Annotated in this window: 10 protein-coding genes; all 10 read left to right on the top strand. The window is 51.7% G+C overall.

Annotated features, from left to right (window positions below; all coding sequences use genetic code 11):
* Positions 1 to 6 precede the first annotated feature (6 nt).
* The 10 genes from tssC to WB371_RS14140 all read left to right on the top strand — a co-directional run bounded on the left by tssC (position 7) and on the right by WB371_RS14140 (position 14870).
* The gene (gene tssC / locus WB371_RS14185; RefSeq protein WP_336220689.1) at positions 7 to 1557 is read left to right on the top strand and encodes a type VI secretion system contractile sheath large subunit; all 1551 of its coding nucleotides are present in this window, start codon (positions 7 to 9) and stop codon (positions 1555 to 1557) included.
* Between the two features lie 13 nt (positions 1558 to 1570).
* Positions 1571 to 2920, top strand: a complete 1350-nt coding sequence (tssK, locus tag WB371_RS14180; protein ID WP_336220688.1) for a type VI secretion system baseplate subunit TssK — start codon at positions 1571 to 1573, stop codon at positions 2918 to 2920.
* Positions 2917 to 3606 (top strand): type VI secretion system protein TssL, short form, encoded by a 690-nt coding sequence (tssL, locus tag WB371_RS14175; RefSeq protein WP_285143871.1) that lies wholly within the window; start codon positions 2917 to 2919, stop codon positions 3604 to 3606. The genes tssK and tssL overlap by 4 nt, the downstream gene beginning before the upstream one ends.
* Positions 3606 to 5285 (top strand): OmpA family protein, encoded by a 1680-nt coding sequence (locus WB371_RS14170; protein WP_336220687.1) that lies wholly within the window; start codon positions 3606 to 3608, stop codon positions 5283 to 5285. The genes tssL and WB371_RS14170 overlap by 1 nt, the downstream gene beginning before the upstream one ends.
* Positions 5286 to 5288: 3 nt before the next feature.
* Positions 5289 to 5780, top strand: a complete 492-nt coding sequence (locus WB371_RS14165) for an Hcp family type VI secretion system effector (RefSeq protein WP_021241774.1) — start codon at positions 5289 to 5291, stop codon at positions 5778 to 5780.
* Between the two features lie 163 nt (positions 5781 to 5943).
* Entirely contained in the window at positions 5944 to 8616 is a 2673-nt protein-coding gene (gene tssH / locus WB371_RS14160; protein ID WP_336220686.1) for a type VI secretion system ATPase TssH, read from the top strand.
* Positions 8613 to 10970 (top strand): type VI secretion system tip protein VgrG, encoded by a 2358-nt coding sequence (locus WB371_RS14155; protein ID WP_336220685.1) that lies wholly within the window; start codon positions 8613 to 8615, stop codon positions 10968 to 10970. Before tssH ends, WB371_RS14155 begins: the two co-directional genes overlap by 4 nt.
* A 31-nt stretch (positions 10971 to 11001) precedes the next feature.
* Positions 11002 to 11514: a DUF3828 domain-containing protein gene (locus WB371_RS14150; protein ID WP_285143867.1), complete on the top strand. Its 513-nt coding sequence runs from the start codon at positions 11002 to 11004 to the stop codon at positions 11512 to 11514.
* Between the two features lie 13 nt (positions 11515 to 11527).
* Positions 11528 to 14299: a hypothetical protein gene (locus tag WB371_RS14145; protein ID WP_285157352.1), complete on the top strand. Its 2772-nt coding sequence runs from the start codon at positions 11528 to 11530 to the stop codon at positions 14297 to 14299.
* Positions 14286 to 14870 carry a hypothetical protein gene (locus tag WB371_RS14140; protein WP_285149749.1) on the top strand — a complete coding sequence of 195 codons (585 nt, stop codon included), beginning with the start codon at positions 14286 to 14288 and terminating at the stop codon, positions 14868 to 14870. Before WB371_RS14145 ends, WB371_RS14140 begins: the two co-directional genes overlap by 14 nt.
* Positions 14871 to 14898: the final 28 nt, after the last annotated feature.

The following is a 14898-nucleotide window of genomic DNA, read 5'->3' as shown; positions in this document are numbered from 1 at the left end:
AGGAAAATGCTGATGTCTGTACAGAATGAAACCGCTGTGCCCTCCGGTGAGACGCTGGTCCGGGAACGTTCCGCAGCTGATGGCGTGTATGCCTCTCTGTTTGAAAAAATCAATCTGAAACCCGCTTCCAGCCTGAGCGACCTGTCAGTCTGGCAGGATGAAACCGCCATGGCCGAAGCCGGGACCAACGAACGTATCACTGCAGGTGTGCAGGTGTTCCTGGAGCGCCTGCGCCAGTCCGGTCAGAAAGTGGAAAAACTCGATAAAACCTTAATCGACCATCACATTGCTGAACTTGATCACCAGATTAGCCGTCAGCTGGATGCGGTCATGCACCACCCGGCCTTCCAGAGCGTGGAAGGTCTGTGGCGGGGTCTGAAGCATCTGGTGGATAACACTGACTATCGTCAGAACGTAAAAACCGAAATTCTCGATGTTTCCAAGGACGATCTGCGCCAGGATTTTGAGGATGCGCCGGAAGTTATCCAGACGGGTCTTTATTGGCACACGTATGCGAATGAGTACGATCAGCCTGGTGGAGAGCCGATTGCTGCCATCATTTCGGCGTATGAATTTGATGCGTCGGCGCAGGATGTGGCGTTGATGCGCAACATCTCTAAAGTGTCTGCCGCTGCCCATATGCCGTTTATTGGCTCTGCCGGTCCGAAGTTCTTTTTAAAAGAGAATATGGAGGAGGTCGCGGCCATCAAGGACATCGGCAACTACTTCGACCGTGCCGAGTACATTAAATGGAAGTCCTTCCGTGACACCGATGACTCCCGCTATCTCGGCCTGGTGATGCCCCGCGTACTGGGTCGTCTGCCATATGGTCCGGACACTGTGCCTGTACGCAGCTTCAACTACATCGAGCAGGTCAAAGGCCCGGATCACGATAAATACCTGTGGACCAACGCCTCGTTCGCCTTCGCCGCCAACATGGTGAAAAGTTTCATCAACAACGGCTGGTGCGTACAAATCCGTGGCCCACAGGCCGGTGGTGCAGTGAAAGACCTGCCAATCCACCTGTATGACCTCGGCACCGGCAACCAGGTGAAGATCCCGTCGGAAGTGATGATCCCGGAAACCCGTGAATTTGAATTTGCCAACCTCGGCTTCATTCCGCTGTCGTACTACAAAAACCGCGACTACGCGTGCTTCTTCTCTGCCAACTCCACGCAGAAACCCGCGCTGTATGACACCGCCGATGCGACCGCTAACAGCCGCATCAACGCCCGCCTGCCGTACATCTTCCTGCTGTCGCGTATCGCGCATTACCTGAAGCTTATTCAGCGTGAAAATATCGGCACCACCAAAGACCGTCGTCTGCTGGAGCTGGAGCTGAACACCTGGGTGCGTGGACTGGTCACCGAAATGACTGACCCGGGCGACGAACTGCAGGCTTCTCACCCGCTGCGTGACGCGAAAGTGGTGGTGGAAGATATCGAAGATAACCCTGGCTTCTTCCGCGTGAAACTCTTCGCAGTCCCTCACTTCCAGGTCGAGGGTATGGACGTCAATCTGTCGCTGGTATCCCAGATGCCTAAAGCAAAAGCATAAGGCGGTCGCAGGGATGAAAATTTATCGTCCACTGTGGAACGAGGGGGCTTTGCTGTCCCCTCAGCAGTTCCAGCAGCAGGCAGAATGGGAATCTTTTCGCAGCGCCGGTGCAACAGCACTGGCATCAGCATTCCCCTGGGGTGTGGAAAAGATTGAATTTAATGACAGTCTTCTTTCATCGGGTCTGATCCAGATTACGCAGTTACGCCTCTGGCTGGAAGATGGTTCGCTGATTGATGCACAAAGGAGTGATTTGCCTCCGGCACCACGTGAGTTAGATGCCAGTCAGTTGGCAGGTCTTGATGCGGTAACTGTCGTTATCGCACTCCCTCACATGCAGCCGGGTGTGATCAACGTTGAGCAGGAAGGTGTCTCCCCGGATCGACCGCTTCGCTATCGCGAGGAATGGGTAACATTGCAGGATGCTTTCGGATCTGAAGAAGAATCCATGGCCGTTGCCCGGTTCAACTTCACCATCCGGTTTGCCCATGAAAGTAATGACTCGTGGAAAGTTTGCCCTGTCGCAAGACTGATCCGGGATGGACATAACGCATGGCGACTGGATCCGTCTTTCATTCCTCCTGTTGCGTCATTTGCGGCAAGTCCGGTTCTTCGCGAACGTCTGGTGCTGCTCAATCGCCAGCTACGCTCCCGACGCCAGCGTCTGATGACAATGCGTCGAGAGAGCAACGAAAGACTTGCCGATTTTGCCGTGGCCGATGTTTCCCTTTTCTGGTTGCTGAATGCGCTGAATTCCCACGCCAGGGTGCTGATGGAATACGAACGTTTTCCTTCCCGTCCGCCTGAACAGGTGTGGGCTGAGCTCGCACGTCTGGCCGGAAGCATGCTGACCTTTTCTCTGGACCATGATCTTGACGCCATACCGGGATATGACCACGAGGAGCCTGCCAATGCGTTTCCACCGTTGTTTGACTTGATCACGGGTTTGCTGGAAGCAAGTTTGCCGTCCCGGGTCATCGCACTGGAAATGTCTCGTCCGGACGGGCAGACCTGGAAAGCAAACCTTCACGATATTCGTCTGCGTGAAGAGGCCGACCTCTATCTCTCTGTTCGCTCTGATATCCCGGCCTGGCAGGTTGCCGATAAATTCCCGGCACTTTGTCAGGCAGGTTCGCCTGATGACGTCAATGAGATCTATGGTGTTGCACTCAAGGGTATCCCTCTGATCCCTGTCAGCAGGGTTCCGGCCGCATTGCCTGTACGTATGGAAAATCAGTACTTCGCGCTTGATATGGAAAGCCCCGCTGCGCATGAAATGCAGGAGCAGGGCGTGTGTATGTTCTACGTGCCTGAAATGCTTGGCGCACTGGAACTTGAAATGTTTGCGGTATTGCGCTCATGAGACAGGATATCGATATCGACCAGCTGATGACGGATACCTGGCTTACCGTCACCATGCTGAAGAAAGGCGCTGTCACGCTCAATGGCAGTGCGCTTTACGACAAGTGCGTTAAACAGGTTGAAAGTGTGCGGGAAGCGCTGGAGCGTGCCGGTTACGACGAGGCCAGCGTCGGACATATTTCCTATGCACAATGTGCTTTGCTGGACGAGGCGGTAATGAGCCGTAAGCCTGAAAAGTGCGAGGAAGGAGAAGAGCCGAAAGTTGATGAGGGCCAGGCTGCATGGCGTAAAGCCCCGCTTCAGGCCCGATTTTTCGGATCACTTCGGGCAGGTGAAGCGTTATGGGATCGCATTGCAGAAGTTCTGCGTCAGCCCTCACCGAACCCGGCCGTTTTGACGTGCTATCACCGGGTTATTGCACTGGGTTTTCAGGGGTTGTATGGCCTGAAGGCGGTCAGTCAGTCGCAGCGGGATGAAGTCGTCAAAGCCCTTTCTGAGCGAGTCTCTCCGCCTGATGCAGGTCTGTCTCTGATTGTTCACCGGATGGGGAAACATCGCTGGAGTCTGATGCGTTCAGTCTGGTTCTGGATAACGCTTGCCATCATCCTGACCGGCGTTATCTGGTGGGGTGGTCATCTGTGGCTCCAGGCACTGTTGTCAGCACAAATACCGGAGCTGCATGGCTAATGCGTAGATCAGTCATTATTCCGGTTGCCCTGCACACCTTAGCAGCTGTTGCCACATTGCTGTGGTTGCTCTGGTATTTCATCCCAACAGGAAACGTGTTTAAAAGCCTGACCACGGTCCTGATCCTCCTGCTGGCAGGCTGGTTTGTTTTTAAGAACTGCCGCCGGGAGCAGCCGGTATCCGACACCACCGTTTCAGCTGCTGACCTGCCACTACCCGACACCCAGGGCCCCGTTGTTCTGGTATGCGGTGACAGGCTGGATGCGCTGTTTCAGGGGAGTCCTCTGCGTAAAACAGCTCAGGGCTGGTGGCTCCGGGCCGATGACGTCAGCCGGTTAACGGATGTTGTCCGCAACATACAGACGCAGTTCCCACGCCAGGTTGGTCAGCTTTCGGTGATGTACCGCTGCCTGCCAGACAATCATCAGGATGAAGCGGTTCTGCGCTCCACACTGAAGACGCTCCGGCAGCAGAGCAAACAGATAAAATCCCTGACGGGTTTTACACTGCCGGTGGTGGTGAGTGCCGAATTCTCCGGACCTGAGACACCGTGGATAATTATTCGGGGTGACAAGCCGATTGTGTGTCCGGCAAATGATTCGCCGCAGGCTTTCATCGACTGGCAGCAGACTGATGACAATATTACGGCGCAGCCCGCGATCAGTCAGGCATTTTCATTTATCCGTAAAACCCTGACTGATGAGCTTGAGAAGCCTGATCGGTTAACGCCCCCTGAACGAGCATTTTCCGTGGTAATGCGCCTCGGTACCGTCCTTCCCGGTACTGAGTCAGTCTGGGCCGACTGGCTATATACCCGCACCTGTTTGCAGTTTTTCAGAAATCTAGGGCAGAAAGCCCCGGCAAGTTTGTTTCCGGATGCGGTTCTGCCGCTGCTGGCACCTTTTGCTTCAACTGTGCAGGGGGGCCAGCGTACCCTTCGCCTGATCCTGCTGATGTGGCTGTGTGCACTGACCGCATTGGGTATTTCTGCGCTCAATAACCGTGACCTGATTCGTCAGGTGAGTACCGATTTGCAGCGCTGGAATGCAATCCCGATGAACCACTATCGCCCTAAGGCAGAATCACTGGCCGCCCTGAAGCAGGATGCCCTCCTGCTTGAACGCTGGCAGCGCCAGGGTGAGCCTTTGCGTTACAGCCTGGGCTATTACCCGGGCCAACGACTGTGGCTGGCCTTGCAACAGGCTATTGATACCTGGACGCCTCCACCAGCACCTAAACCAAAACCAGTACCGAAAATTGTTCGTCTCGACAGCATGTCGCTGTTTGATTCCGGTAAGTCCGTGCTGAAACCGGGCTCCACCAAAATGCTGGTCAACTCGCTGGTCGGAATCAAAGCCAGACCAGGCTGGCTCATCGTGGTCAGCGGCCACACAGACAATACCGGTAGCGTTCAGCTCAACCAGACCCTGTCTTTACAACGAGCTGAGGCCGTCCGTAACTGGATGCGTGATACCGGGGACGTACCGGAAAGTTGCTTTGCCGTTCAGGGTTACGGTGACAGCCGACCGATTGCATCAAACGACACGCCTGATGGCCGTGCGCATAACCGGCGTGTCGAGATCAGTCTGGTACCGCAGGCTGACGCCTGTCGTCTGCCAGGCGCAAAACACGCGTCACAGGATGTACGTGACGTTTCAACTCAAGAAATGGAGAAGTAAAACATGGCAATCCCAGTTTATCTGTGGCTGAAAGACGATGGCGGCGCTGACATCAAGGGTTCCGTAGATGTGAAAGATCGCGAAGGGAGCATCGAAGTTGTTGCTCAGGAACACAACCTGTACATCCCGACCGATAACAATACTGGCAAACTAACCGGCACCCGTATTCACACGCCGTTCCTGTTTACCAAAGAAATCGACTCTTCCAGCCCGTACCTTTACAAAGCCGTGACCACGGGCCAGACCCTGAAGTCTGCTGAATTTAAGTGGTACAAAATCAACGACGCAGGCCAGGAAGTTGAGTATTTCAACACCAAACTGGAAAACGTCAAGCTGGTGAAAGTTGCACCAAAAATGCACGACATCAAGGATGCCTCCTTCGAGAAGCATAACCACCTTGAGCAAATCGAGCTGCGCTACGAAAAAATCACCTGGACCTACAAAGACGGCAACATCATTCATTCCGATTCCTGGAACGAACGCACCACAGCATAAGACTCTGGCGGGCAGATCCCTTCTGTCCGCCTTTTTGTTTTGCTCCGCACAGCGCCTGTCAGACGGACGCTTTGCAGAGCAGTTTCACAATTTATCGGCATGAACCTTATGGGCATCGGTTGACGGCCAGGGGCGGTAGCGTGCCTGAACAAGAGGGAACGACATGGAACATCATTCAGCAGTCCTGCTACGACGACTTAACCCTTATTGCGCCAGAGCACTGGAGGGGGCGGCTTGTTTATGTCAGACCCGTGCGCATGCAGAAATCACGCCTGAGCACTGGCTGCTGAAACTGCTGGAGCAGGGGGAAGGTGACCTGACCGTTCTTGCCCGACGCTATGAATGGGATATGGATGCCGTCTGGCAGTCACTTCTGAGCTGGCTGGATGCACAGCCTCGTTCAGTTCGCACACGCCCGGAGCTTTCTGCTTCCCTCCAGACCCTTCTGAAACAGGCCTGGCTTGCCGCCACGCTCGCGGGAGATGAGCAGATCCGCAGCATACATTTGCTCACGGCCATGATTGAAATGTCAGGACTGACGCGCTGCGATGGCCTCTGGCCCTTAATGACCCTGACCACCAGCCAGCTGGAAAGGTTACGTCCCCTGCTGGAAGCCCAGTCGGATGAGCGGCATGACGTTGCGCTCAGTGAGCAGTCTGGCAATGTCAGCATTATTGGCCGGGCTGCACCGTTACAGCATGAAGCACAAAATCAGGCTGAAGGCGGAAGTGCGCAGCCTGCCGTTTCACAGGAAGAGTCCGTTCTCAATCGTTTTACAGTTGATGTGACTGCCCGTGCCCGGGAAGGAAAGATTGACCCGGTCTTTGGTCGCGATAACGAAATCCGTCAGATGGTGGATATTCTCTCCAGACGCAGGAAGAACAACCCGATCCTCGTGGGTGAACCCGGCGTGGGCAAAACGGCCCTGGTTGAAGGCCTGGCGCTACGTATTGCTGAGGGCAATGTGCCCGAAAGTCTTAAGCCCGTCATCGTCAGGACACTGGATCTGGGTTTGCTTCAGGCGGGTGCCGGTGTAAAGGGGGAGTTCGAACAGCGTCTGAAAAATATCATCGACGCCGTCCAGCACTCCCCGGTGCCGGTGCTGCTGTTTATTGATGAAGCGCACACCATTATCGGTGCCGGTAATCAGGCGGGCGGGGCAGATGCGGCCAACCTGCTGAAACCGGCACTGGCTCGCGGTGAACTGCGAACCATTGCGGCCACCACCTGGAGTGAATACAAGCAGTACTTCGAACGTGACGCTGCCCTGGAGCGCCGCTTCCAGATGGTCAAGGTTGATGAGCCCGATGATGAGACAGCCTGCCTGATGCTGCGCGGTCTTAAATCCCGCTATGCCGAACATCATGGCGTACACATTACCGGTGAGGCCGTCCGGGCAGCGGTGACGCTATCCCGCCGCTACCTGACAGGGCGCCAGCTGCCTGATAAAGCGGTGGACTTACTGGATACCGCTGCGGCCCGGGTACGGATGAGCCTGGACACGCAGCCAGAACAGCTTACCCGGTTGCAGGCTGAACTGACTGCGCTTGCCATGGAGCAGCAGGAGTTGCTGGAAGATATTTCCCTGGGTAACACCGTTGATGCCAGTCGTCTGCCGCAGATTGAACAACGGACCCAGGCACTCAGCCAGCAAAAAATGGCCCTTCAGTCACAGTATGAGACTGAAAAGCAGCTTACCGACTCGCTGAAAGCTTGCCGGGAAGACATCAGCCGCCAGAAAGAGATCTCCGCCTTCCAGCAAGAGCTCTCCCAAATTCAGAATAACAGCCCATTACTGGGGCTGGATGTTGATGTCCGCACCGTTGCGACCGTTATCGCCGACTGGACAGGGGTTCCTCTCTCGTCGCTGATGAAGGATGAGCAGACCGAATTACTGACGCTGGAAGAGCAGCTGGCAACCCGTGTTGTCGGCCAACATCCTGCCCTGAATGCCATCGCCCAACGACTGCGAGCGTCAAAAACGGGCCTGACGCCAGAGAACGGGCCACAGGGCGTGTTTTTACTGGTGGGGCCAAGTGGGGTGGGCAAAACAGAGACCGCGCTGGCACTTGCTGACGTTATGTATGGTGGTGAGAAATCGCTCATTACCATCAATCTGTCTGAATACCAGGAACCACACACGGTCTCGCAGTTGAAAGGCTCCCCTCCGGGCTATGTCGGATATGGTCAGGGCGGTATTCTCACCGAGGCGGTCCGTAAGCGGCCGTACAGCGTGGTGCTGCTGGATGAAGTGGAGAAGGCCCACCGGGATGTGATGAACCTGTTTTATCAGGTCTTTGACCGGGGCTTTATGCGGGACGGGGAAGGGCGTGAAATCGATTTCCGCAATACCGTGATCCTGATGACGTCCAACCTGGGCAGTGATCAGTTGATGCAGCTGCTGGAGGAGCAACCAGAAGCCACGGAGAGCTGCCTGCATGAATTGTTACGTCCGACCCTGCGCGACCATTTCCAGCCTGCTTTACTGGCTCGCTTCCAGACGGTGATATACCGCCCACTGGCTATGGATGCGATGCGCACCATCGTAGGCATGAAACTGGCACAGGTGAGCACGCGTCTGCAACGTCACTACGGCATCTCCACTCACATCGGCGAAAGTCTCATCGACACCCTGACGGCAGCCTGTCTGCTGCCGGATACCGGCGCCCGCAACGTGGACAGTCTGCTTAACCAGCAGATCCTGCCGGTTCTGAGTCAACAGTTGTTAAGCCATATGGCGGCGAAACAAAAGCCGTCCTCACTACAGCTGACCTGGGATGACGAACAGGGCATTGTGCTGGAATTTGATGAACAGGCAGAAGGAGAGGCGTCATGAGCGGAACACTTATCAAGAAAGCAACCGATGCGGTGCAACAGCTGTCAGGCCAGTCTCGTTACCGGGTAGATGTGCATGAATGCAGCGATTTCCTTGATGTTCTGCGTTACAACGCCGTTGAATCACTTAGCCAGCCATGGCGTTATGACGTGGCGGTTACCTGCTCCTCTAAAGATATTGCGTGTGAGACGTTATTGCTGAAACCGGCGTCATTTACCTTCCAGACCCCGGTATTTGACGGGACACCGGCTCTGCCGGTACGGACGGTTTTTGGTGTAGTGGAGTCGTTTCGCCGTGTATCTACGTCTAATGATGATACCCATTACGCGCTGACGATCGTTCCCCGTATTGCCCTTCTGGACTATACGAAAGGGAGCGAGATCTATCTCAATCAGTCGGTTACAGAGGTGGTTGAACAGGTATTGCGTAAGCACGGTCTGGAAGGTCCTGATTTTGAGTTCCGTCTCTCCCGTGAGTATCCATCCCGTGAGCTCATCACCCAGTGGCGGGAAACCGACCTTGAGTTTATCCAGCGTCTGCTGGCAGAAGTGGGCATTTACTGGCGCTATGAAATGGACAGCCGTCTTGAACAGGATGTGGTTATTTTCCAGGACAGCCAGCAGCAGTATGAATTTGGTGTCACCCTGCCATTGCGCAATCAGGCCGGGATGAGTGACAGCGGGCAGGAGAGCATCTGGGATATTCAGACTGGCTACAATGTCGTGAGCGGGAGTGTGGCCACCCGTGACTACAACTACCGTGAAGCACTGAAACCTCAGGACAGTTCCGAAAGCATTTTCAGCAAGGAAGGGATCACCACCGGGGAGACGTACCATTATGCGGAGCCCTTCCTGACTGAAGGTGATACTGAAAGCACAGAGACCGGAGCATACTTCGCCCGTCTGCGTCACGAACGCATTCTGAATGCGCAATATCAGGTCACCGGGCATTCCTCCAGCCCTCATCTGTCTCCGGGGCAGGTACTGGAAACGGACGGAACGCTTCCTGATACCGTAAAAGAAGGCATCGTCATCACCACGGTGCGCACCAGCGGCTCACGAAAAAGTAGCTTTACTCTGACCTTTGAAGGCATCCCGTATAGCGAAACCGTCTGTTATCGTCCGGCGTTACTCAATCGCCCGGTGATATCCGGAACGCTTCCAGCCCGGGTGGAAAGCACACAAAAAGGCGACACCTATTCCTGGCTCGACCCGGAAGGGCGCTACCGTGTGAAACTGGACTTTGACCGTAACAGTCCTGAACAGGGTTATGCCTATTTGTGGCTGCGGCTGGCTAAACCCTATGCCGGTGATACCTACGGCTTCCACTCTCCGCTTATCGACGGAACTGAAGTGGCCGTCATTTTCGACAACGGGGATCCTGATCGCCCCTATATCGCCTATGCCCTGCATGACTCAGAACATCCGGACCATGTCACCAGTGACAATCATACGCGGAACGTGTGGCGTACCCCGGCGAACAATAAGTTGCGGATGGAGGATAAGCGCCAGGAAGAGCATATCAAGCTCGCGACGGAATATGGCAAAACGCAACTAAACATGGGACACCTGGTCAATGGCCAGCGTGAAAAGCGCGGCGCCGGTTTTGAACTGCGTACAGACGAGCATGGCGCAGTTCGGGCTGCAAAAGGGCTGTTCCTGACAGCGGATGCCCAGTCCAAAGCCCAGGGGCCGGTGCTGGAAATGGCCCCTGCGATAAGTCAGATTAACCAGGCCAACAGCCAGATGCAGGCGCTGAACAGCGCAGCTGTTGCCGCCGGAGCGCTGGTCTGCGACATCAATACCCAGATTAGTCTCGTGACCGACAAAATCAAAGACCTCCAGTCTTCGGTCCTGCTGGGTAGTGCTCCGCAGGGGGTAGCATTTACCTCAGGTGAACATCTTCAGCTCAGCAGTACCCGCAATACCATGATCAATGCCGGTCAGCATCTTGATATCGGTGCGATGAAGAATCTGTCTGTAACGGTAGAAAAAGCCCTGGGTATGTTTGTCCATAAAGAAGGGGCTAAGCTGGTTGCCAACCAGGGAGACATCGAGATTCAGGCTCAGCACAACACGATGGCACTGTTTTCTGAAAAACAGCTGACGGTGACCAGCAGTGAAGACGAAATTATTATCAGCACCCCGGAAACCCTGACACTGAACGGTGGCGGGTCTTACCTGAGGCTGAGTAAGAACGGGATTGAGCATGGTTCATCTGGTGAGTTCATTATGAAAACGTCTGACTATCTGGTACCAGGCTCGGGCGCAAACCTTCCCAACGAAACACCCAATTTCAGCCTGACGGATATCGCTCAGGAGAGCAAAATTAGCAGTAAGTCTTTTAACGACTAATGAAAATGACGAACAAATTCGGATATTTGCCATGAACATTCCCAAGAAAATTTATTCTTTATTAACTGCTGTGCTCTTGCTGGTCAATTTTAGTGTTCATTCCGCTACTGATTACAAAGAAAGCCCAGCACAGGTTGCGAAAGAATTTTATTCATTATATATGGATTATTACTTCAAAATGGTACCTCCTGATGCCACTATATTTAATTCAATGATGAATAAATATGTCACCCCCCGATTCAATAAAGAAATAAAGGAAGCTAAAATATGTGAGGCTGGGCATGATCCAGTATGTAACATCGATGATGTTGAACCTAAACTGGGATATGTCTATATCATCAGGGCGCAAGATGCCTACGATGACTGGAAAGAAATTAAAGCTGAAATAGTTAAACCTGGTAAAAAACAGTCCAGCGTTAAAATTTATCTAGGGGGTGCACAGGAAAAACCACAGATTATTATAGTTGCCATGATTAAAAATAATGGACAGTGGCAAATCGATAATGTTTCAGACTTCAGACCAGCCCCCTACCGCTTCCAGTAGTTGAGATGATTTTATGTGGAATAAAGATTCGGCAATATCACACCTTAATGCTAATGCTCATAAGCACAGTCAGCGTAATTGTGCAGCCTATGTAACGCAAGCAATTGAAGCTGGAGGCATGACGATAAAAAGACCAGCCCCTCGTTCAGGATTAAAATACCCCGCAGCCGCTGATTATGGAAAACCTATAAATAAAAAGGGATTTGTACCTGTTTATACATATGCTGGAAATGGTGCCCCGTTATCAGATGTCACATCAGTTCCAGGACAACAGGCAGGTGATGTTGTCGTTATTCAGCCCATCCCTGGTCATCCATATGGGCATATGGCGATGTTCAATGGGACTCAATGGATTTCAGACTTCAGGCAGGAGCAGCTTGGTTTTTATCCGGGACATGCCTATCAGAAATTAAAACCCGCATTTATCATGTACCGTTTTGGCGCTGAGGATCAATCCCAGGAGCAAAATGACAGTAATAAAAATAAACAACTAAAGATTTGCTTCCCCATCACAAAGCAAGGTGGTCAGGAATTCTCAACGACAGAAGATATTCTTTCCCACCTTGGTGGTGAATCCACCGGACAATACACGATCGGTCGCAGCGGTATGTGGCATGGCGGTATCCATATCACCCACGCCACAACCCCCTGGTGTGCCCTGAGTGGTAGCGCACCGTTGGAGGCATTCGATTTTCCTGTTGCTTTTAAAGGCGAGCAGGCTATACGTTGCATGGCTGATGGGGAAGTCGTTGCATATCGTGTCTGCAAGGATTATCTGACGCTAGGCTGGGAATCTGGTCCGCTAAGTTTTTCGGGGTCATTTGTCCTAGTAAAACACTATATTCAACCAGGTGAGAAAGAGTCCAGCGGACTGCATTTCTACACCTTGTATATGCATCTTGCGCCGTATTCAGCCTATGAAAGTGCGAAAAAAATCCACTGGATAACTCAGGATACGCTCTCTGGATATTCAGAAGCCGACTGGTTGATTATGGATTTGAGCCGCAGCGACCAGAGACCAGCGAGTGCAGGCAATGTCAACAAAGGGACTCCTGTTACCTGGGATGCCTCAGACACTTCCCTCACCGCCACCCAGGGGGGACGTACTTATGGATTGGCAACTCTGAACGCGGATAGCGGAAAACTGAAATCGGGCCAAAGAGTCTGGATGCTGGTCGACAATAACAACATTAAACCGGCGCCAGGAAGTGGCCCTGGTTGGTGGGATCATTTGGTTCCACCAGCAAAAGAAGTCATGGTTTTTGATAAAACAGTCAGTCTCAGTTCACCTCTCCCTATCAAGGCCGGTGACTCGATTGGGCACATGGGCTACTATCAGGCACCAAAGGACGGGGGATATGAGGCGAGATATCAGGTTCATATTGAATGTAACAGCATGGATGATAATCTGGAAAAATTCCTGACCAACCCAGAAAAAGTGGGGGAGAAAAACCCACTCTGGTTGAAGTATTCTCCAGGCCTTGCTCTCTTCACAAAAGATACCGCTAAATGCACCTTCGCAAAGGGCGCGACATCGACAACGCGGACAGGCATTTTACCGCTGAGTAAGGTCACTACTGAAACTGATACATCAACAAAACAGGAATACTGGCAACTGCGGCCAGAAAATGCCTACGCGCTAAAAGGGCAGGCTGAGCCTCAGCTTTTGTCTCAGTACGACCTGGCTAAATTGGGTTTTAGAACGGAAACCGCAGAGCCTGAAAGCTTTGATTACCTGGATGGAAAAAAACAGCCCACTGGATTCTTCCGCAACCTCATCGACTCACTCTACCAGGCCGCGACCGAAGATACGCGAACCAGTCATGCTCTCGTGAAGCATAATTATCAGCGCCTGCTGGATAAAATTGACAGCGGAAGCGACCGTTATTCTCCAATGGAGTATTGGAGAGCACTTCATAATCCCGACTATCGTGACGTCATCCAGAAAACAATCGTAAAACATCCCAGCGACTGGTACTTTAAAAAAGGCGATGCTATCTGGCAACCATTCCTTAATGCACTGAAGAAAGATGCTCCTGAATGGAAGAAATACAGCGAAGATTTCCTGGATAAGATGGCATGGATGCAGGATGTTACATCTGAAAAACTTGGCCCTTCCTTATGGCATATGCATCCGATTGCGTTTCTTGGTGCATTAATAAAGAAAAATACTGGGTGGGCGCATAGCAAGTTTGCGGACTTTTTGGGGCATGTTGAATCTAAAAATGATTACACTGCTTACAATGTTCACGTGACTTATAAGCCTCACTATAAGACTAATCTAACCGAGATGACTATTAAGGAAGTTAGAGCTTCACAGAATGATTCATCTTCGAACGGTCTATTTGCAACAGGGCGCTTCCAGATAACCCCAGATGCACTAAAAGGAGCCATTTCTTCATTGGGGCTTGATATTAATCAAAAATATAATGAAGAAATGCAAGATAAAATCTTTGAAGAATACTTAATAAAAATAAAAAGACCCGATATCATTAATTATCTTGAAGGTAATGGTAGCGTTGAGGATGCGATTTATGCGTGGGCAAAAGAATTTGCATCTGCTGGTGTCCGCAAAGGTAAGGAAATAAGCCCTTCGAAAACAGAATTCGAAACATTGCCGGATGGTAATTTCAAATTAGATAGTAAGGGTCATAAAATACACAAGAGAAGATTTGCTAAGAGTGAAGGTGTTTCTTATTATTCTGGCGATGGCGTTAACGCTGCACATATTAAACCTGACGATATGGTAAAAGTATTAATGGAGTCGAAAAATGAAGGCAAGTAAATTTTTGATTTTTAGCCTGTGTTTCATTTCTACGTTTTCTTTTGCAAACGACACTAATGGACCTCAATTTTCAGATTACGCAACAAAAATAAGTACAGGGCCATTTGTCCAAAAATTAGATTTAACTGGAGAGCAGTTACAGTCTACGCAAAAATGGAAGTCATTTATGCAGAAAGAGCTTGTGGCGCCCGTAAATTTCGCTGGGCACTATCGAGTTTACATTAGCAACAATGGTCAATTTCTAAAAGAATGTGGGAATGATGGCTGGGCATGCGGATGGATCATCGATAAATTGACTGGTCATATTGTTTCCACACTGCCTACATTTAATGGAAATACAAAATACCATTCAACCACAGACAATGGAACACCCTCTCCAGATGCATTTGATGCAACATATTACCCTAACTCAACAATGATGCTCATATATGGTGAAAATAATCCACCTGAAGAGAGTGATAAAATAAAATGCGCTAACTCTCTGTATGACTTTAAAAACAATATCTTTAATAAGATCATGTCAACCGAGTGCGATATAGACCATGGCGATGACCCAGCTTACGGTTCATAAGAGCAATGCCGGGTGGGGTCTGGCTGAA

The sequence above is a fragment of the Citrobacter amalonaticus genome, from assembly GCF_037053465.1.
GTDB classification, from domain to species: Bacteria; Pseudomonadota; Gammaproteobacteria; order Enterobacterales; family Enterobacteriaceae; genus Citrobacter_A; species Citrobacter_A amalonaticus_H.
This window is presented reverse-complemented; position numbering and strand designations above follow the sequence as displayed.

Excerpts from the sequence above, each read along its gene's own strand:
- tssC (WP_336220689.1), top strand. The coding sequence starts at position 7 with ATGCTGATGTCTGTACAGAATGAAACCGCTGTGCCCTCCGGTGAGACG.
- tssK (WP_336220688.1), top strand. The coding sequence starts at position 1,571 with ATGAAAATTTATCGTCCACTGTGGAACGAGGGGGCTTTGCTGTCCCCT.
- tssL (WP_285143871.1), top strand. The coding sequence starts at position 2,917 with ATGAGACAGGATATCGATATCGACCAGCTGATGACGGATACCTGGCTT.
- WB371_RS14170 (WP_336220687.1), top strand. The coding sequence starts at position 3,606 with ATGCGTAGATCAGTCATTATTCCGGTTGCCCTGCACACCTTAGCAGCT.
- WB371_RS14165 (WP_021241774.1), top strand. The coding sequence starts at position 5,289 with ATGGCAATCCCAGTTTATCTGTGGCTGAAAGACGATGGCGGCGCTGAC.
- tssH (WP_336220686.1), top strand. The coding sequence starts at position 5,944 with ATGGAACATCATTCAGCAGTCCTGCTACGACGACTTAACCCTTATTGC.
- WB371_RS14155 (WP_336220685.1), top strand. The coding sequence starts at position 8,613 with ATGAGCGGAACACTTATCAAGAAAGCAACCGATGCGGTGCAACAGCTG.
- WB371_RS14150 (WP_285143867.1), top strand. The coding sequence starts at position 11,002 with ATGAACATTCCCAAGAAAATTTATTCTTTATTAACTGCTGTGCTCTTG.
- WB371_RS14145 (WP_285157352.1), top strand. The coding sequence starts at position 11,528 with ATGTGGAATAAAGATTCGGCAATATCACACCTTAATGCTAATGCTCAT.
- WB371_RS14140 (WP_285149749.1), top strand. The coding sequence starts at position 14,286 with ATGAAGGCAAGTAAATTTTTGATTTTTAGCCTGTGTTTCATTTCTACG.